This is a genomic window from Algoriphagus sp. Y33, assembly GCF_014838715.1.
Taxonomy (GTDB): domain Bacteria; phylum Bacteroidota; class Bacteroidia; order Cytophagales; family Cyclobacteriaceae; genus Algoriphagus.
In genome coordinates, this window is record NZ_CP061947.1 from 1,352,431 (window position 1) to 1,372,264 (window position 19,834).

The following is a 19,834-nucleotide window of genomic DNA, read 5'->3' on the forward strand; positions in this document are numbered from 1 at the left end:
CGAATGAAAAGGCTGTATGGTTGAAGAACTTAACGTTCAGGAAGATCATCTTCATTTGTAGGTTTTTGTTCCTGCAAAGATTTCGATTTCACAATTGACGGGCACATTGAAAGGAAAGATAGCTGTCAAGCTTTTCAAGAGTTATCCAAAACTAACGAAGCAGCCCTGTTAGGGCAACCGGTTTTGGGTAGTGGCTTATTTTGTAAAAACAGTGGGACTTGATGAGGAGATGATCACACGATATGTAAAATATCAATCTGTAAAACCTGACAATTCACTATCCGACTTTGTAGAGAGTTTTTGGATGTTACATAACCCAAATGACAGCGACAAACAAGTTGTCGTTTTACCTGATGGGAGAGTTGATGTATTTTTTACTGAATCAGCAACCGATGCTTTTCACATTACACTTCTAGGAATAGGAACAAACCCTGTACATTCTACAATTAAAGCTAATAGAACAACCTTTGCAATAAGTTTTAAACCACTTGCGGCAGAATATTTATTGAAAGAGAATATTTCAGACTTATTGAACAAGGGAAAAAATGTATCTGATGACTTTTGGGATTTTAGCTCATCAGATCTCTTAGATTTTAAAGTATTCTGCCAAAAAGCAACGCAAAAAATCAAATCACTAGTACCAAATGAATTAGACAGCAAAAAACAAAAATTGTTTGAATTGATATACAATTCAAATGGGGCAATGACGGTGGAGGAACTTTCTGAAAGGGTTTTTTGGAGCAGCCGCCAAATCAACCGTTATTTCAGCAGGCAATATGGCATTCCATTAAAAGCCTACTGCAATATTCTCCGGTTCAGAGCGTCATTTCAACATATCAAAGAGGGCAAACTTTTTCCGGAACAAAACTTTGCTGACCAAGCCCATTTTATTAAAGAAGTAAAAAAGTTGGCAGGAGTAAGCCCTAAACAATTAGCACAAAACCAAAACGACCGATTTATACAATTTTCAACCTTACCTGAGAAGTAATTTTGTGCCGTAATTAAAATTTTACGGGAATGAATATCAAAGACAAAAAAATTGCAATTGTCGGTGGTGGCCCAGGTGGCTTAACATTGGCAAGACTTTTACAGCAAGGTGGTGGTAACGTAACGGTGTACGAACGGGACATCAACAAAGATGCCCGGGTTCAAGGTGCCAATCTTGACTTACACGAAGAATCGGGTTTAGCAGCACTTAAAAAAGCGAATCTTTTGGATGCATTTTACGCTAATTATTTACCTGATGCGGGGAAGCTAAGAATAATGGACAATAATGGAAATATTCATATAGATGACCATGCGGAAGCGTATGGTGCAGAACACCGTCCTGAAATTGACAGAGGCCCTTTAAGAAAAATTTTATTGGAATCCTTACAACCCAATACCGTTGTTTGGGATAGTCAATTCGTTTCAATGGAAAAGGAAAATGATGGTTGGAATTTGCTTTTCAAAAATGAAAAAGAATATTACGCTGACATTGTAATCGGAGCGGATGGCGCTAATTCCAAAATCAGACCTTACTTAAGTGACATAAAACCGGTTTATTCAGGTGTTACTATTATTGAAGGAAATATTTATGATGCAGAGAAAAACGCACCGAGTATTTTCAAACTGCTTAAAGGTGGAAAAATATTTGCGTTTGGAAATGAACAATCAATTATTTTAAGCACCAAAGGCGATGGAAGTATTGCATTTTATACAGGCGAAAAAGTAAATACAAATTGGGTGAAAGAATGTGGAATCAATTTTGAAAATTTGGCAGATGTTAAAAAATGGTTCGAGACAAATTTTTCAAATTGGGATTCAATTTACCACGAACTGTTTGCAACAAGTAAAATGACTATTGTGCCAAGACCATTGTATCATTATCATTCAGACCAACATTGGTCAACTCAAAGCAATCTAACCATCATTGGCGATGCAGCCCATCGAATGCCGCCCTATGCAGGCGAAGGTGTAAATATGGCCATGCTTGATGCGTTGGAATTAAGCGAAGGGTTACTTCATGCAGAAAATATAAAATCGGCTTTGGAAAACTACGAAACCAGAATGTTTGAAAGAGCAAAAGAAGTTACCGCAATCACTATGCAAAATACAGTTGAGATGCATGGACCCAAAGGATTGCAATACATCCTTGATATGTTTGTATCCCTTCGATAAAACCATATTGCTGGTTGGAGCTTGAATATATAATGTTGCAGGATGAAAAGGATAAGCAACGAAGCGTACTATTCCCTGTACTGTAAGTGGCAGGAATCCCGGTCAGAGCAAGAAAGCCTTTGCCGCAACAGAATGCATCCAAAAAAAGAAACATTAGCTTCGGTAGAGAGCAATGGTAGAACTGATCCGTAGGCACTGCTGTTTACTGAGCGATGGATACGCCGCTTATGAACACTACGGAAAACGGGTAGGGGATACCCCATCTGCCGGCAGGACAAAGCGTTGCAGGTATTGGATGCCTTCTCCAAATGGCTAACGGAAAATTATGTCCAAGTGCTCCCAAAAAGTGCCATCGGCATTTAAGAGGTCAAGGCAACAAAATCAATTCTAAAAGAATTTTAACCCTAGTGAAGAATGTTGGCTGCAATTGCGGTATTTTGGAAGACAAAGTTTGTGTACAACTAAAAATAAAATGACAGAATTTTGGGAACAAGCATTTAAGCAAAAGCAAGAAATGTGGGGGTTAGAACCCGCAAAATCTGCTGTTTTGACAAAAGATTTTTTTGTTGAGCAACAGATAAAAAATGTGCTAATTCCGGGGATTGGCTACGGACGAAACGCACAGATTTTTATAGATAGCGGAATAACCGTTACAGGAATTGAAATTTCGCGGACCGCCATTGATTTAGCTGAGAAACATTTTGGGAAGGACTTGAATATTTATCACGGTTCGGTAACAGAAATGCCTTTTGACAACAAATTGTTTGACGGAATATTTTGTTACGGATTAATTTACTTGTTGGACAAAGACGAAAGAAAAAAACTTATCCAAGACTGTTTCAGCCAATTGACTGAAAACGGGTGTATGGTTTTTACAGCAATTACTAAGGATGCCCAAACTTATGGACAAGGGACACAAATAAGTAAAGACCGATTTGAAATGTTTGGTGGAGTTAAAATTTTCTTTTACGACAAGGAAACCCTGCAAGAAGAATTTGGGAACGTAGGACTTTTTGAAGTAACAGAAGTGACCGAAAATTATCCTTTTCACCTAATAAAGTGTAGAAAGACAAGAATGAAATGACAAGAAAAACGCACCATAATCAAGTAGGCGGCTTCGCTGAATCTCTCTGACGAGGTGCGCCTACTCCACGGCATGCAGGCCTCACACCACTGTATCTGGAAGGATGTGAAGAGGTAGATAAGCCAATTGCAAATTGGTAATGATATGAGGGTGGAATTTGTAATTCCACCCAGTGTCACGAGCGATGTGACTACGCCGAGGGGGGAGGCATTACAGAACCAGTCAAGGAATTGGAGCTTGAAAACCGTTTGATCGCTAAGATTAGGGCTTCTATACTTGAGCTAGGTAAAGGATTTAGCTTTATTGGCAATCAGTATAGGCTGGAGTACAACGGAAAGGAATATTTTGTGGATATGCTTTCCGGCTTGATTTCTCAAATTTTAAAATTTAGTATCTTTGAGGTATGGGTACAAAAAAAGATAAGCTTACTGCACAGATAGAAGATTTGACTAAAAAAAATGAAAAGTCAGATGCCGCGCATTAAAAAAGAGATCCGCGTATATGAGCAGAAAGTCGCTATGGGCACACTGACGAAGAATCCTAAGGTGTCTCCGCAGTTTAACTAATGGAAAAACCCAGCTTTTGGTTATTGCGGGATGCAACGGAGCGGGTAAATCTTCTTATTCACGCATCCTATCTCCTGAAGGGATAGCCGTTTTTGGTTATGATAAGCATTTCCTCGAAATCTACTCCTCGATAATCCCTACAGATTTCCAGGATCAGATGGCACATAATATGACTTTCCAAAAGCTTGAGACGCAAATCGATCAGGCTATTGATGCCGGAAAGTCTTTTGCCTACGAGACTAACTTCAATTCTGACCCATTACACTGGCCATTGATTTTTAAAGCCAAAGGGTATGCGGTTAATATGATTTATTTCTGCTTGAATTCTGTAGAAGAAGCCCAGAAAAGAGTGGCGATCAGAGTTGAGAATGGTGGACACTTTGTGCCAGACAGTGAAATTATTTCCTTTTGGAGTAGGCTTTTAATGCCTGGTATATTCTCCTTTTTTGGTCAAAATACCAGCACCATTGAGGGTTCGATAGCTTCCTTCTTGGTCATCGTTTTTACCGCTTCAATTCTTTCTTGGGCAATCTCCATCAATTTTGCAAAATCCTTGTCGCTCATAGCATCCTCCTTTTTCTTTATTAATAGAATTTAACAAAAACCGGTTCATTTTTTCATTTCCTGCAGTTTTTTTCAAACCACCTTCTTCCCGTTCTTGGTACAGTATTCCACATACCTCACATTCGGGGGAAAGGTCGCCAGTCTCGCCAGTCTTGCCAGTCCCATTTCCAGCAGATGTGCATTTAGAAATGTACTATCCTCCAGATATACATATGCCAGAGTCCTTCCATATTATCGGTCATACTTTTGTACATCGTATTCTAGTAGTACCTTCTTCCTTTTCAATAGATTCTTGACATATTCTGATGCTTCTTTCCCACCGGGTTGTTCTTCGGTGAGTCCTTCCCATTTAACTTCAGGGGTGTCAACTCCAATTAGACGGATCTTCTCAGTCTTTCCAGCATCCATCTTAACCCCGAACGTATCGCCGTCCACAAATTCGTGGATTTTGTAAGGGCCATATCGCTCTTGGGCGAAGAGCAATGTGGATGTGGAGAATAAGAAGATTAGGGCTTAAAGAAATTTCCTCATAGCAGTAAAACAGGTGGATTTATTGTTTATTTAATTCACAAAAACTGAGGACTAAAGCGACAGAAATGAAGCTGCTACATTTGATTGGACATGAAGTTAAGCTCTCCTAACTTTGAATCAATGAGTGACAGATCAAGAAGAACTTTCGACAAGGCCTTTAAATTGATGGCAGTTGAACTACACAAAAGCGGTAAATCCTCCAATGAGATCGGCAGGGAATTAGGTATTGCCGGTGACATGGTCAGGCGGTGGAGCCGGGAATTTGCATCAACGGGAGCGTCCAGTTTCACAGGCAATGGGAAACCGGTTTTGACTGTTGAGCAGCGCGAAATAGCCGAATTAAAGAAGGAACTAAAAGAAGCGCAGATCGAACGGGATATCTTAAAAAAGGCTGTAAGCATCTTTTCCAAGAGCGACAACAAATATTCAGGTTCATGAAAGACTACCAAGCGGAATTTGCTGTTGAGAAGATGTGTAAAGTTTTCTGTGTATCAAGAAGTGCCTATTATGCCTGGCTAAGCAGAAAACCTTCTAAAAGAGCCTTTGGGAATCAGGTTTTGAAAGCCGCTATCCAAGAACTGCATCAACAGACCAAATCTCGCCTGGGGAGTCCCAAAATGAGGATAGAACTCAAGGATCGGGGAATCCTTGTTTCCAGACCCAGGGTAGCCAGACTGATGAAACAGCTGGGCCTGCGCAGCATTATCTGCAATAAATTCAAGGTGTCGACCACAGATTCGAATCATGGGCCGCTTTAGAGAAGGTTAAAGTCAAATCAATTCCAGCAATTTTCATTCAGTTTAATTCCATAACTGAGTCTAATTCCATATGCTTAAGAAAATGCTTCCGCAAGAAGCTTCCATGGGTCTTTTGGATTCTCAATCCTGATGTTATAAGTTTTTAAAAGCGTTACAGTTTTTGCAGGCAAATAAATTAGTGTACATTTGTATGACTGACTAAACAGTCACTAAATTATCAACTATGCAAATAAAAGAAACCGCAGAAAAATATTTCAATGCAATGGTGGTCGGAAACTTCGATGAAATGACCAAATTAAAAACGCCTGATTGTGTTTATTGGCTGAGTGGCGAGGGATCATGGCCGTTTGGGGGGTACCAGTCCTTAGAAAACCAAGGGGAATTATGGGGCACCGTGGCGGAACGCTTCCCTAGAGGGATGAACATCACGCTCCGGTCTATTACCGCAGATGATGAGCGGGCAGCACTTTACGTCCATATTCAGGGAACGCGAAAGGATGGGCGCATTTACGAAAACAATGTGATGCTGCTTTTAACATTTAAGGATGGCTTAATCAGTGGGCTTTATGAATATTTGGATACCATTATGGTCAATGAATTATTCTGTGGCCCGATGGATGATGTAAAGTAATAGTTTACCGTATTAGAATGCGACCGGGGTATATAAGTGCTTTTATACTTCAATTGCCTTCAAAAATTAATCTTAAGCCATGGATAAAAAGGAAAAACTACTTCAAACCGCATTGGAATTATTTGTATCACAAGGATTTAATGATACACCGACTAGTAAGATTGCAAAAGAGGCAGGTATAGCAACAGGGACTTTGTTTTATTTTTTTCCGACAAAAGATGAGTTGATCATTTCACTTTACCTAAAATTAAAGGGGCAGGCAGCAGAAAGTATACATCTTGCACTGGCTGAAGCTAAATCAACAAAGGAAGTCGTCAAAACTTATTATGAAGAATCGCTTAAATGGTCGCTCCGTAATCCCAAGGAGTTTTTGTTTCTGGCGCAGTTCTCCAATTCTCCCTATCTGAAAAAAATTGGGGCTGATGAAATTTCTGCTCAGACAGCACCTGTATTACAACTTTTTAGGTTGGCTATCGAGGAGCAAAAGATCGCTGATATTGATGTGAATTTATTGTACGCTTTGATCAGCAATCAGGTATTTGGTGTGAATCAATACCTTTCCTCAAGTCAATTCACCAAAAAAGAACAGCACCGCATCATTGAGGATACATTCTCTATGTTTTGGAAAATGATTGAGCGCTGATGAGCTACATGATAGAAACTAGAAAATGAAAATAATAATAACAGGAGCCACAGGAATGATTGGGGAAGGTGTTTTACTGGCTTCTCTTGATCATCCGGATATTACCGGCGTATTGATGGTGAATAGAAGAGCTTCACCGTTAGCGCATCCCAAACTTTCTGAACTGATTGTAAAAGATTTTACAGATCTAGCTTCCCATAGCGACCAATTAATGGGTTACGATGGCTGTTTCTATTGCGCAGGAATTAGTTCCTTTGGCATGGATGAGGATAAATACAACCACATCACTTTTTATACCACAATCATGTTTGCAAAGGAACTTGCCAATGTGAATCCGAATATGGTCTTCTTTTACTTGTCTGGAGTTTATGCAGATAGTACGGAAAAGGGAAGAATAATGTGGGCAAGGATAAAAGGCAAAACAGAGAACGCATTAAATGAGCTTAATTTTAAAGCTGCTTACAGCTTTCGGCCAGGTTTTATTATTCCGATGAAAGCACAAAAAAATGTGAGGCCGATTTATAAAGGACTTAAGCTTATTTATCCTTTTGTTTTTCCAAATAAAATCCTGACTTATGATGAAATAGGAATTGCATTAGTTCGAATACTGACACTTGGATACAGCGCAACTAGTTTAGAAATAGAAGATTTAAAATTAATTGCCAAACAGGCTGAGCTGGATGAATAAATTTTAGGTGATCAAAGTTCTTTGTGAGCGTAAAAAAGGACGATTGTGGGGGTGTTGAATGAGGAGGAGGAGGAGAGCTGAATCGGCTTCCGGTGGGGGAGATTTGAGAGTTATGAAAAAAACTGGCTGACCGATAACTACGATTAGCCAGTCTTCTCTTTTAGGTAGTGTGACAAGCATTACTGCAATGATAGCACCCATTGCTTTTGCTATAGATTTTTTTAGCTGCTACCACAGCAGACACACAGTTGGAGTGCCAGCCTAGATCCCGATAATTACTTGGGAAATAGTTGCATCCTGTTTGATGAACCTCATGGTCGCCATTCGGCTGGGCGACATTGTTTACTACATAATTTGGCATTTTACTTTGGGTTTTGTGAAGTGTAAACATAGGGTAATTTGCTTACTATGTGAGAATTATGCGATACTGTTTAGTAGGTTTTGACATGAATTGGCAGAGAAATGATCTTTATACATTAAGAGTGTAGTCTTTACGTGGAGAGATGATAGCGTTTTACCTAGATGCCTTTTTCTTTTTCCGGACTGCTTTTAGTTTCTTCTTCTCAATCTTTTCATGAGATTTAATTTCCTGGTGCTTGGAAATGAATATTAGAATTGAATCAAAGTAGAGGTGCATGGTTTTTAGGAAATAGAGGATGAGAAAAATTATGACGGGAAATAATACCCCTTCTCCAAGGTAGTTTATGATCCATGAAATGATTTGCTCCTCCATAATCTGTTTTATTTCGCCTGAAACATAAATCAAACTTCTGGGTAAGGTTAGGACAGGAATTTTTCAATCCAGAGAACACTGGAAAATAGCCTATTCTAAGGCCAGAAGGCTCTTTTTGATTTGACTTCAAAGGAATGGATTCCCTTGGCTCCGGAAAGGACAAATCTGAGGGTGCGCTTTTTGAATAAAAAAGCAAGATTTTTTTTGTAGCGTTTGGACAAAAATAGACGGGGGAGAAGTGGTCAAGTTTAGACTCTTGGAAGTCTTATGATAAACATCAATGCAATAGGTCTTGATAAAAAATGCCTTGTAAATGGGTGTGGTCTAAGATTGTTTTTATTTTTGTCTTTGGCTTATAAATAGTATTGAAAAGTTTTTTTTAACATAAAAAAAATATGCTTTCATTACTGGGATGCTGACCTTCGGTCAGCATCCCGTGCGGATAGTGTTCCCAATAAGATTATTTTTTACAATCGAATATAAAATGTCCAGTTTTTTAATTAAAAAACTGGACATTTTTGTATTTTTGAGAACCTACAAAATTCATGAAAATCACTGATTACATAGCAGATAGCATTGATAGGCTCCCTAAAGGGTATGTGTTCACCTATGCTGATTTTATGGGGGAGGTGAAAAGTAAAGAGGCGGTCATCAAAGCATTGAATCGGATGGTGTCTGCAGGAAGAATTAACAAACTATCGAAAGGGAAATACTTCAAGCCGGAGAAAACAGCTTTTGGGGAATTGGCACCTCCTCAGTATCAGATTGTCAAAGATTTATTGGAGGAAGACGGAAAGGTTACCGGGTATCTGACGGGGCATAGTATTTATGCGAAACTCGGATTGTCCACCCAGATTGGAAATCTTATTCAGATCGGGAAGAATGAGGTGAGACCTGAATTCAAAAGAGGGAGATATAAAATTTCCTTTGTACGTCAGCGCAATACCATTACGAAAGAAAACATCCCTCTTTTACAGGTTTTGGATGCAATGCGCAATGTCAAGAAAATCCCTGATGCCACCATTTCCGGATCCTGTTTCAGATTTATTGAATTGATTTCGCAATTGAATGAATCGGAAGTGAAAACACTGGTTCGCCTGTCTCAAAAATATCCCCCCTCATGCCGGGCGCTATTGGGGGCCATTTTGGAACAGCTCAAACGAATTGAATATTTGAATGTGCTAAAGAAATCGCTCAACCCGATTACTCAATATCAGCTTCCTGGTGCAGGAAATGTTTTGCCCACTTCTCAAAATTGGAATATTGTATGAATCTTCATGAAAACCCGTCATTATTCCGAGAGGCTGTTCGGTTTACAGCAGAGCAAATGGGGATATTGGATATCTATGTGGAAAAAGACTATTGGGTGACTAAAGCACTGAGCCTTATTTTTTCTGATTCCATCGGAACAGAAGTGGTTTTTAAGGGAGGGACTGCACTTTCAAAATGTTATGGGTTGATAGAGCGATTCTCTGAGGATATAGATTTGGTGGTTCTTTCTAGAGAAGGGGAGTCGGGCAGTAAGTTGAAGGGCAAATTGAAAGCTATTTATAATGTTGTGGAGAGGGTAATGCCTGAAGTTGAGATTGTGGGAGTAACCAATAAGCTGGGAATGATCAGAAAGACCGCCCATGAATATCCGATGATTTTTTCAGGAAAATTTGGGCAGGTCAGAGACAAAGTGATTTTGGAGTCTTCTACCCTAGGGCACTATGAACCATTTCACGAGAAGACAATAAAATCTTTTATCTATAATATGATGAGGAGTACTAATCAAAATGAATTGGCTACTCAGTATAATTTGGAGCCATTTACTGTTCAAGTGCTGGATGTGAAAAGGACCGTGTGCGAAAAAATATTGAGTTTAGTCCGCTTTAGCCATTCCGAAAACCCCATAGCTGATCTGAAAATGAAGATCCGTCATCTTTATGATTTACATAGAATATTGGGGGAAGAAAATATCAGGGCTTTTATAATGTCCTCGGACTTTGAAGTGATGATTAATAGGGTAGGGCAGGACGATGTGATAGGATATAGAAGTAACAATTCTTGGCTGAATCTTCACCCTAAAGAAGCTTTGATTTTTGCGGATCTTGACGGAGTCTGGAAAGAATTGGAGCCTACTTACTCCAAAGGTTTTAGTGGATTGGTTTATGGAGACTTTCCATTACCACAGGATGTATTGTCTTCTATGAAAATTTTGGCTGATAGACTAGGCGAGATTATTTGGGAGGTTAAAGTAGATTGAATTTGGACGGGGCGTTTAGGAATGGGGCTACAATTCATACATTTAAGTCGTGTGTGACTTTATCGACCTTAAAAGCAGGTCGAATGCTTTGAAATGGATGGAGGACTATCGAGAAATCAATAGCTAGGCCCTCCGATGGTCCCGAAGTTTTGGGAGAGCAGCCATCAATTAAGCGTAGCGAATCACAGATGCCTATAAATAAAATTACTACAACTGTAAACCACCTTACGCTGCATCTAGTGAAAACAGGGATATGGTGAGCGGTTAAGGAATATGGGATCATCGATTCCTGTAGCCTGGTACTGATGGAGCTTATGCGCCAACGTCCATCCCCAAATTCCAGCAATTCCCTCCCTATCCAGCCTGAAATGTGGATAACTTTCTGTCTTTCACCCAAAAAATACCCTAGGATCGACTGTTAAGAAAATGTCCGGGGGACATTTTTAAGGAGAGGCCAGCTTGCAGGGCGGGAGGGACGAGCGTTAAAAAATGATTCGCCGCGGCGAATCATTTTAGCGAAGGGGCCAGGCTGCGCGCTGGGCTGGTATCATTTTTTTTTTTTGCTTGAGCCTTTTAATTATTGAGATCGAAGATCCCGATATTTTAATCCCGAGAGCAAAGCGATTCGGGAACAACCAACCTACTTCTTACTCTTTACTCCATCTGGAGCAGGGGGTGAACTAGAACACCCATCCGGGCTTAAATCCGGAAACCGTTTATTTCTGAATCTGATAGTAAAATGATAGCAGAGCCGATCGCTCCCGATAGTTCAATCCCGAGAGCGAAGTGATTCGGTAAGCAACTCAATATCAGAATAGGGGTGAGGTAAGAAAGCCAATTGCAAATTGGTAGGGATAAAAGGTTATAGTTGCAAACTACACCAAGTTCAAACTAACAATGCGACTACACCTAGAGGGGTATTGACACGGGTGATGGCAAGACAGTTGTGAATTTTTTCAAGAAAGAGTCACCCCGAAATCGGGAAATACGAGGTAGGTATAAATTGATAACTGTTCAGAATTGATTAGGATGAAAGGAGTACAACAGATGTACTCCAACCAGCGCTAAGAACAAGGTTACTATTCCAAGTAAGGTTGTAGAAGGCAGGTGTAATAGATAGACAATGAAATTTCAGCAATCGATCTATATTTTTACTCAATAAGTTTTCTCGTACTGTCATATAAATGCAATGCATCATAGACTAAGTAAGGAACTACGGAGTATTCGTCATTATTCGAGTTTTCTGACAAAAAAAATAGGTATATGTGGAAGTATAAATTAAGTGCATTGGTTTTAATGAACATGTGTTTAGTTGCATGCAAGCAAAATCCAAATAATCTTTTGGAAGATGCCAGATTGAAGTTAAATGCTGCAAATTACATAAGTTATGATCAATCAGCTTTCTATCCTAATCCCATGGGGACTATTGATACCTTGAAAGCATCTGTTGTTCTTAAGAAAAATTCAAGCTCTTTCCTAGGGTATGACTTTTTGTTTCAGAGTAATACTACTGATGATTATTTTAGAAATGGTGAATACAGATTAGTAAAGAAAAATGAAAAAATCATAAATATTTTTCCTGTAGAGCAAGCTGACCAAATGGAATCGTCAGTCCGAAGTGGCAGGAATATCCAATTTTCCCCTATGACCTTTTTAAATGAGGATGATTGGAGTTATGTAAATGATACCCTTCAAAACACAGTGCGCTATTCTTCCTTTAAAAGAGTAGAAACAGATACCATCATTGATGGAAATGAGATTTATACAGCGCTGTACATCTTCATAAATTCAAAAACCAAGCTCATGGAAAGGTTTGAGCGTAGGAATTTTTACAGGGGGGAATTGTCTCAGACGGTTGTGTATCGCTACGATGATTATAGTTTCGGTGATGACAATATGGAGTTAACCTATACCATTCCCAAAGATTTTGTAACCGTGCCCTTTGGTCAAAATGACAAAGATAGAATTACTCATAATCCAGGCGATTCAGCTCCCGACTTTGAAGGGACTGATCTTAATATAAGATTGATTAAAAAAGAAGATTTTCAGGATAAAAAGCTTGTACTTATGTTTTCAGTAATCAATTGTGGCTATTGTAAACTGGCAATTGAAAATCTTACAAATGAAAAGTTTCAACTTTCAGAGAGTGTATCTCTTGTGGCTATATATCCCTTGGATACTAAAATAAACGTTTCCAGATATATGGAAATATTTGATCCATCATTTCCTGTTATAGCTGAGGCAAAGGTAATTGGGGAGAATTACGGCGTATTTGCCTTTCCTACATTTTTTATAATTAATCAATCAGGTGAAATTGATAAAGTAGTTCAAGGCTACCAAAAGGAGTTTTTAGAAAGTCTTCGAACTAACAGTCTGTCGAATGATACAGATAGGTGAAGCTGGAAAATTCTTCACACACTTTTCGTCAAAAAGCTAATTGTTAATTTAAGGATGAGGATTAGAAAGAAGTGAGAAGATCTATCGTAAGATTCTAATTATTTGGTATTTACCGTCGGGACTATTTTTTTTCCTTCTGGGAGATTTTCGGTGATATTCCTGAGTATGTTGACCCCTCTGATGGATGGTTTTGGTTTTTTAGCGGACATTTTCGACAATCGCTAACTATAATCCCACGGCTCGAAGATCCAAGCCTACCAGCCACATAAAGCAAATGAAACTGCTTCCCACATTGGGAAAGATCGTCAAACCAATCACCCGCATCACAGATCTGGAACCGAACCCCATGACTCACTTTCTTTTTTTTGTCTGCAAAATGACACAGCAGAATGTAGATAATTCTGCTGACCAACTGAAAAACACTACAATTCCCTCACATTTCCTCCCATTTTCCCAAAAAATACCCTAGGATCGACTGTTAAGAAAATGTCCCTTTGGACATTTTTAAGGAGAGGCCAGCATGTAGGGGAGGAAGGACCGAGCGTAAAGAAAATGTCCTGAGGAAATTTTTAGCGAAGTAGCCAGCCAGCGTGATGGGATGGTGTCATTTTATTCCTTTTATTGCATAAGCCTTTTCGTAGAAGACAAATAGCCAACTTTTAGTACCTATCTGGGCATAAACCCGGAGAACCCCTCAATCTAGTGGAAGCACTAGCTTGAAAATATAATCTCACAATCGCCTCCTCTTTAAGGAGGAGGAAAGGAGGAGGTAGGAAAGCCAATTGCAAATTGGTAAAGATAGAAGGGTGAAGTTACAAACTTCACCCAGTGCCACGAGCGATGTGACTACTCCCAGAGGGGACAATCCGTTAAAAATCAATTCAGTGAATTGATTTAGGATTGGGCCAGCTAGTAGAGGAGGTTGTGGAGGGTGAGGCACAAAAAATACCCTGTACAGGGTATTTTTTCGTATCATTTTATTCCCTTTCTTGTACCTGTTCTTTATCACCTGAGGCTCTCAAATACCGAGACCAACCGAAATGCAGGTAGGATGAGGTGCCTCTAAATTTCCGCAATTTTTTTTCTTACTCGAAATAAGTAGAACTAAAAAGGTGTGCTGGTTTCGAGTTCTAGGCGTTTTATATTATCGCTAGATTATTTTTGTTTTTTTGACAGATACTCACTTGTTAGAGAATAAGTTTTTAATTATAATTACTAGGATTTTTAGTTAAACGAACATGAAAAAATTTGAGTCATTTCTTTTATTCTTTTTATCTATATCTACCGTTTCATGTAGCCAGTTTCCTGATCCCTCTCCTGGAAATTATGAATTGTTTGTCTCAGACAGGGATCAATACCCAAAATTTTCGCCTGATGGAGAGCATATCGCATATTACCATCAGAATAGCGAATCACCGGATGCTGAGGATTATCCTACCGGATTGTATATCATCGACAATAATGGGGGAAACAGAAGGTTGGTGCTTCGGGGAACACATCTTAATCCAGCTTGGTCTCCCGACGGTAAATGGCTGGTATTCTCCACATCAGGAGTGCTGCAGAAGTGTAAAATCGATGGTGACAGCCTTATAACATTTAAAGAGAATGATTTATCACAGTACTCTTCCTATTTCTTTCCGGATTGGATCTCCAGTGGAACCGAAATTCTTTTTGATAGGGCTGAAAATATAGAAGGTGAGAGTAATCTATTATCGATTAAAGAAGATTTTACAGGTTTGAGCCCAATATTTGGGAATATTATAGTGGCAGGTAGAGATCCGGAACTAAGCCCTAATGGCGATAGACTAGTTTATACAAAAGCTTCCGGAGATTGGAATGGCTGGAGAATTTTCGCGATGGATACGACAGGCGATAATGATTTAATGTTGACAGAAAACAACAGTGATAACCGAAGTCCTACCTGGTCTCCGGATGGCCAAATGATAGCTTGGAGTAAGAATGTCAGGATCCATGTTATGGAATCGGATGGAAACAATCAGACTCCATTATCATATGGGGTTTACCCAAGCTGGTCAGTTCAGGGCGAGATTGTCTATAGCCATGCAAATCATGATTATTCCAAGGAAGTACTTTATTTGATCGGTCCTGACGGAAGCAATAGGCGTCAGCTGACTTTTTGACCATATATCCCAATCCTAATGAAAAATCCGCTACATCTTTTAGTATTCTATAGCTTCTTGATTGGTTGCAGCATGGGCTGTACCCACAACGAAAGTAAGCAGGTCTCCCAAGACAAATTTGGAGAAACTGTCCTTATCGAATTTAAGGATGGCATTTTATCCGATACATTAATGGAATCCTCAACTGCGCAGATCATGACTCTGATCTTCGTGAAATTTTTAAAAAGTTTAATATAGAAACAATTAGGTCTGTTTTGAGCATAGGTACGAGGAAAACGGCCAGTTGAAGCAAAGTATTAAAGACTCAGAAAAGATAGTATTGAAAAACTGGTTCAAAATTAGATTATCCGACCAATTTAGTTCTGATGATTTAATGGCAGAAATGGACAAAATGGAAAGCGTGATTCATACTATGCTAAATAGCCCTATCAAACTTGATTTTGACGCAACTCCCAATGATAGCAACTTCGGTAGCCAGTGGCACCTGTATAATCCTTCCTACCCCAATTTTGATATTGACGCAAAGCAGGCTTGGGATATTAACAAAGGAAGAAATGATGTGGTTGTAGCTGTACTTGATGGCGGGGTGGACTATAATCATGGAGATCTTGATCCAGGGAATCGCAGTAGGGTAATTCAGGGTATTGACACAGGTGATGGAGATAATGACCCTCTTGACAATTTACCTGTTGTTACAGACAGTTATGCAGGACACGGTACAAAAATAGCGGGAGTAATTGGAGCAATTACAAATAATTCTAATCAGGTGTCGGGTATAATGTGGAACTGCAAAATCATGCCGGTTAAAATGGTTAGGAGTGGGAGTATTAAAATTCCACATATCGTAAACTGGCAATGGAGTACCACCGCATTCCCGGCAGACGTTGGTGCCGCATTGGATTATGCTGTTATGAATGATGCTGATATCATCAACTTAAGCTATAGCTTTCCTGACATGGGGTGGCCTTTGAGTGAGGTTATCACTAGAGTTCCCTTTGTAGCCCAAGCTATTGACAATGCCTATAAAAATAATGTAGTGATTACTGCATCGATGGGGAATTATTACGAATCAAATAACAGCGTACGATATCCTGCCGGGTTTGAGGAGCAGGTGATTGCTGTAGGAGCAACAACACAGCAAGGGCAAAAAGCCAGCTTTTCTAATACTGGAGCACATATTAACCTAAGCGCACCGGGCGAAAGTATTTTGACCACCGATAGAGGTGGTGGGACTGCCAGCCCCAACGACACTTCGTTCTCTGCCCCCATAGTGGCGGGAGTGGCCGGTTTGGTGATATCAGAGGCAAAAGACAGGGGATTTAACCTTACCAATGATGATGTTAGAAATATATTGGAATTAACAGCAACGGATGTTAGTGCTGTTGGCTTCGATGAGGACACAGGACATGGCATAGTAAATGCCAGAGCTGCTTTGGAGTTAATCGATCAGCCTAATACGGTCATACATGGAGAATCGGTGGGAGGAACTTCCGTTTTGAACCAGGCATTAAGTCAATGGGTAGTGACGAGTGGACGATGGGGGATCGCCGCAGGAACTTATTTTCAAGTGGATAGATATAAAATCACCAAGCACGTGTCTTTTGATATCCCATTTTGTGATGTCCCCCAAGTCTGGATGCGGGATCGGCAAACTAGAGGGCGAAGCTATGCCAATCCCAACAATGGAAGGCCCTTCTCTATTATTTCAAATGTAACGAAAGAGGGTTTCGATGTAGAATATGCTGCATATTATGTTAGGCATAACGCATCGGGACAAACATTGAATACGTGGATACCAAATGCCCCCGCGCAGACAAAGCTGGCCTATACAGCTGTAGGCGAACCAAATCCTGCGGCAGCTGCAGGCCCAATATCAGGCCCCGACCTCCTCTGCTCTACCGGTTCTTATACCCTTCAAAACCTTCCTACAGGAAGTTCCGCCACTTGGTCTGTTACTCCATCCGGGCAGTTTACAGGTTCGACTTCGGGCAGCGGAACTACTGCTACACTTAGTCCTAGTGGAACTGCGGCAGCGCAGGCTACCCTCACGTATGCCATTACGACTGCCTGGGAAATGTTCAGGTGAAAAAGGTTTTCTGGGTGGGCAAACCCGCTATGCCGCCCACCCCTGTGGTTTTGGCGAACGTTCCCCCGAATCGATTCACCGTCTCCCTGACTCCTCCGGCCAACCAAGGAGTGATCTCCTACAATTGGTATGTGGGCGGGATCCTGCAATCCGGTGAACACAACGCAACCATCAGGATTCCATGGGCTCGCCCTTTCTGTGGAAACTCCTACTTGGTAGCAGTGGAAACGGTGAATGCTTGTGGCACCTCCGCCAAGCGGACGGTTACACTCTTTGACCCTCCCTGTTTTGCGGGCTATAGCCTGAGGATATCACCGAATCCGGCTACCTCTGAGGCTGAAATTGCCGTTCTGGGTATTCCTGCCGAGTCAAGGGACAACGGATTACAGCAGGAGCAGTTGATAGAAGGGGAAACGGGTGAGCTAGTTCTATATGATCGGCTGGGCAATCAGCTTTATCAGCAGCAGCTTAAGGGCGGCAAGACTACCATAAATGTCAGCAGTCTCAAGCCGGGTACCTACATGGTTAAGTATTATTCACAGGGAGGTGTTCTGGAAGGTAAGCTACTTAAGCCATAATACCTTTTCTGATACGCCTAATTTCAGCCCGTTTGAAGGGAATGCAAACCAAACTAAAAGGGAATATGATAGCAAAACAATTGAAATCTATACCCACATGAGCCAGAAAAGCCTTCAAAAAGTCTTTTAGTTGTTGAAAACCTGTACCGCATCCAGTTATACTACGGGTGATTCGGTTAGTATTCTGGTTTCTGAGAGGATAATAGGTGGTACAATTTATTCAGAGAACAAGTGAGGGAAAAGCTAAATCTATAAGTCAGATAAAGAAAATGACGGGCAGGAAAAGGAGCCAAACCCATCACCCGCATCACAAATCCAGAACAGGACCATGAACCCCACTTTCTGTTTTTATCTGCAGAATGGCACAGAGAGATGCATATAATTCTGCTGACCAACCGAAAAACACAACACTTTCTTCACATTCCCTCCCATTTTCCCAAAAAATACCCTAGGACCGAGCGTTAGAAAACAGTCTGGTGGACTGTTTTAGTGAGGGGCCAGCATGTAGGGGAGGAAGGACCGAGCGTGAAGAAAATGTCCTGAGGATATTTTTAGCGAAGTAGCCAGCCTGCGTGATGGGATGGTATCATTTTATTCCTTTTCTTGCGTACAGCCTTTTAGTTATTGAGATCGAAGATCCCGATAAGCGAAGTGATTCGGGAACGACCAACCAATTTCCTATACTTTAGCCCATTTGGAGCAGAGCCGATCACCTTCTCTCTTCAGGAGAGGGTTGGGGGTGAGGTAGAACAGCCAACTTTTATCATCCATCCGGGTTTAAATCCGGAACTCGCTTAATTCTGAATCAGAATAGTAAAATGATAGCAGAGCGGATCACCCTCTCTCTTCAGGAGAGGGCGGGGGGTGAGGTAAAACACCCATCTGGGCTTAAACCTGAAAACCTCTCAATCTAGTGGAAGCACTAGCTTGAAAATACAATCTCACAATCGTCTTCTCCTAAAGAGCCTGTCCCGATAGCGGAGCGTATCGGGAAGAAGGAGGAGATGAGTTTGGAAAGCCAATTATATTTCAAACCTATACTTCGCTCAGTGGGAGGTAGAGAAAGCAGCTTTTACTATTTTAATTGAACTAAAAGCCTGTCCGACTTTAGTAAGAGGTGATAAGAGCAATATTTCATTCTGCTGTAATTGCAAGAAAATCCTCTTCACTGAGGATACGGATTCCATGACCTGCCTCGGCTAGTTTTTCTGCCCTTCGATGTTTAGAACTTTTTTCATATCCAGCTAATCTGTAAGAATCCTGCCAACCCACTACCAATATTGTTGTTTCCTTTGTTATTCCATCCTGAACCCTGCAACCCGCCTCTGAAGCAAACTGGGCATACATAGATCTGGGTTGACTTAATGTTCCTGTGAATACGACTGATTCTCCATATAATAAGCCGTTTGGATTTCCCTGCATTTTATAATTAGCGGCCTTGCCAGAAGATTGAAAGGAATTAATAGATTGAAGGATTCTTTCATCCCATTCGGATAGTGGGATAGCCGAATGAAGTATTGCAGCATTTATTACTTGACCTGTAGCGATTGCATCATATAGTGCATGATGAGCTTGATATTTAATCCCTAGATGCTTGGTGATTTTCCCAAGAGCATAACCGGTATGGGCAAATTCCCTCCATGCTCTTCTCACTAACCTTGCAGAGTCCATCCATTTTGCTTCCCATCTTAAAGCATTGTGTCGCTCACAAGCTCTATTAATCGCGTTTTTATCAAAAGGCATGTGGTGAAACAATCTTTTTCCTTTTGTTTTTTTTGCTATATGTCCTGACAGATCCGAGAATCTAGGGCTTTTCAAAACCTGATCAGCCGTAATTCCATGTATTTTGCTTAAATAGGGATCAAAGAACTGATCAGGGTTTACAAGTGATTCCCATGTAGAAATTAACGTGGTATCTTGAAATTCAGCCAGCCCAATTTGACAAATACTCGAATTATCTAGATTGGCAGTTTCAACATCAATTACGAAAAAGTGATTGTCCATAGTCTTGTTTTTTTTATATTTT

General features: G+C 40.5%; 20 protein-coding genes and 1 pseudogene. 17 read left to right on the plus strand and 4 right to left on the minus strand.

The window, feature by feature from the left end:
• Positions 1-190: 190 nt before the first annotated feature.
• The 5 genes from ID165_RS05525 (at position 191) to ID165_RS05545 (ending at position 4,408) form a co-directional block, all read left to right on the plus strand.
• On the plus strand, positions 191-988 hold the full coding sequence (locus ID165_RS05525) for an AraC family transcriptional regulator (protein WP_225586995.1): 798 nt from the start codon (positions 191-193) through the stop codon (positions 986-988).
• 29 nt (positions 989-1,017) lie between these two features.
• A complete protein-coding gene (locus tag ID165_RS05530) occupies positions 1,018-2,160 on the plus strand; it encodes an NAD(P)/FAD-dependent oxidoreductase (RefSeq protein ID WP_192349380.1) in 1,143 nt (380 codons plus the stop codon).
• A gap of 472 nt (positions 2,161-2,632) precedes the next feature.
• Positions 2,633-3,244: a bifunctional 2-polyprenyl-6-hydroxyphenol methylase/3-demethylubiquinol 3-O-methyltransferase UbiG gene (locus tag ID165_RS05535; RefSeq protein WP_192349381.1), complete on the plus strand. Its 612-nt coding sequence runs from the start codon at positions 2,633-2,635 to the stop codon at positions 3,242-3,244.
• Positions 3,245-3,453: 209 nt separating this feature from the next.
• Positions 3,454-3,684, plus strand: a complete 231-nt coding sequence (locus tag ID165_RS26615) for a PDDEXK nuclease domain-containing protein (RefSeq protein WP_225587126.1) — start codon at positions 3,454-3,456, stop codon at positions 3,682-3,684.
• Between the two features lie 97 nt (positions 3,685-3,781).
• Positions 3,782-4,408 (plus strand): zeta toxin family protein, encoded by a 627-nt coding sequence (locus tag ID165_RS05545; protein ID WP_225587127.1) that lies wholly within the window; start codon positions 3,782-3,784, stop codon positions 4,406-4,408.
• 38 nt (positions 4,409-4,446) lie between these two features.
• Here the strand turns inward: ID165_RS05545 and ID165_RS27075 are convergent.
• Positions 4,447-4,782, minus strand: a pseudogene (locus ID165_RS27075) (thermonuclease family protein).
• 243 nt (positions 4,783-5,025) lie between these two features.
• Between ID165_RS27075 and ID165_RS05560 the strand changes: the two are divergent.
• From ID165_RS05560 to ID165_RS05580, 5 genes are all read left to right on the plus strand, one after another.
• On the plus strand, positions 5,026-5,343 hold the full coding sequence (locus ID165_RS05560) for a transposase (RefSeq protein WP_192349384.1): 318 nt from the start codon (positions 5,026-5,028) through the stop codon (positions 5,341-5,343).
• On the plus strand, positions 5,340-5,663 hold the full coding sequence (locus tag ID165_RS05565) for an IS3 family transposase (RefSeq protein WP_192349385.1): 324 nt from the start codon (positions 5,340-5,342) through the stop codon (positions 5,661-5,663). The genes ID165_RS05560 and ID165_RS05565 overlap by 4 nt, the downstream gene beginning before the upstream one ends.
• Positions 5,664-5,886: 223 nt before the next feature.
• The gene (locus tag ID165_RS05570; RefSeq protein WP_192349386.1) at positions 5,887-6,294 is read left to right on the plus strand and encodes a nuclear transport factor 2 family protein; all 408 of its coding nucleotides are present in this window, start codon (positions 5,887-5,889) and stop codon (positions 6,292-6,294) included.
• A gap of 79 nt (positions 6,295-6,373) precedes the next feature.
• Positions 6,374-6,937 (plus strand): TetR/AcrR family transcriptional regulator, encoded by a 564-nt coding sequence (locus ID165_RS05575; RefSeq protein WP_192349387.1) that lies wholly within the window; start codon positions 6,374-6,376, stop codon positions 6,935-6,937.
• 25 nt (positions 6,938-6,962) lie between these two features.
• Positions 6,963-7,625 (plus strand): NAD-dependent epimerase/dehydratase family protein, encoded by a 663-nt coding sequence (locus tag ID165_RS05580; protein ID WP_192349388.1) that lies wholly within the window; start codon positions 6,963-6,965, stop codon positions 7,623-7,625.
• A gap of 160 nt (positions 7,626-7,785) precedes the next feature.
• Here ID165_RS05580 and ID165_RS05585 read toward each other — a convergent pair whose 3' ends face one another.
• Together ID165_RS05585 and ID165_RS26625 are read right to left on the minus strand one after the other, a co-directional pair.
• Entirely contained in the window at positions 7,786-7,986 is a 201-nt protein-coding gene (locus tag ID165_RS05585; RefSeq protein WP_192349389.1) for a hypothetical protein, read from the minus strand.
• Between the two features lie 153 nt (positions 7,987-8,139).
• A complete protein-coding gene (locus ID165_RS26625; RefSeq protein WP_225586996.1) occupies positions 8,140-8,358 on the minus strand; it encodes a hypothetical protein in 219 nt (72 codons plus the stop codon).
• Positions 8,359-8,903: 545 nt separating this feature from the next.
• On the opposite strand from ID165_RS26625, the gene ID165_RS05590 reads away from it, so the two are divergent.
• The 7 genes from ID165_RS05590 (at position 8,904) to ID165_RS05620 (ending at position 18,606) form a co-directional block, all read left to right on the plus strand.
• Positions 8,904-9,629 (plus strand): DUF6088 family protein, encoded by a 726-nt coding sequence (locus ID165_RS05590; protein WP_192349390.1) that lies wholly within the window; start codon positions 8,904-8,906, stop codon positions 9,627-9,629.
• Positions 9,626-10,606, plus strand: coding sequence for a nucleotidyl transferase AbiEii/AbiGii toxin family protein (locus ID165_RS05595; RefSeq protein WP_192349391.1), 981 nt, complete (start codon positions 9,626-9,628; stop codon positions 10,604-10,606). The genes ID165_RS05590 and ID165_RS05595 overlap by 4 nt, the downstream gene beginning before the upstream one ends.
• A 1,263-nt stretch (positions 10,607-11,869) precedes the next feature.
• Entirely contained in the window at positions 11,870-13,003 is a 1,134-nt protein-coding gene (locus tag ID165_RS05600) for a peroxiredoxin (protein WP_192349392.1), read from the plus strand.
• Positions 13,004-14,241: 1,238 nt separating this feature from the next.
• Positions 14,242-15,144 (plus strand): PD40 domain-containing protein, encoded by a 903-nt coding sequence (locus tag ID165_RS05605; RefSeq protein WP_192349393.1) that lies wholly within the window; start codon positions 14,242-14,244, stop codon positions 15,142-15,144.
• A 283-nt stretch (positions 15,145-15,427) separates the two neighbouring features.
• A complete protein-coding gene (locus ID165_RS05610) occupies positions 15,428-17,230 on the plus strand; it encodes a S8 family serine peptidase (protein ID WP_192349394.1) in 1,803 nt (600 codons plus the stop codon).
• A 29-nt stretch (positions 17,231-17,259) separates the two neighbouring features.
• Positions 17,260-17,808: a T9SS type A sorting domain-containing protein gene (locus ID165_RS05615; RefSeq protein ID WP_192349395.1), complete on the plus strand. Its 549-nt coding sequence runs from the start codon at positions 17,260-17,262 to the stop codon at positions 17,806-17,808.
• A 624-nt stretch (positions 17,809-18,432) separates the two neighbouring features.
• Positions 18,433-18,606 carry a hypothetical protein gene (locus ID165_RS05620; RefSeq protein WP_192349396.1) on the plus strand — a complete coding sequence of 58 codons (174 nt, stop codon included), beginning with the start codon at positions 18,433-18,435 and terminating at the stop codon, positions 18,604-18,606.
• 336 nt (positions 18,607-18,942) lie between these two features.
• Here ID165_RS05620 and ID165_RS05625 read toward each other — a convergent pair whose 3' ends face one another.
• The gene (locus tag ID165_RS05625; protein WP_192349397.1) at positions 18,943-19,812 is read right to left on the minus strand and encodes an exonuclease domain-containing protein; all 870 of its coding nucleotides are present in this window, start codon (positions 19,810-19,812) and stop codon (positions 18,943-18,945) included.
• Positions 19,813-19,834: the final 22 nt, after the last annotated feature.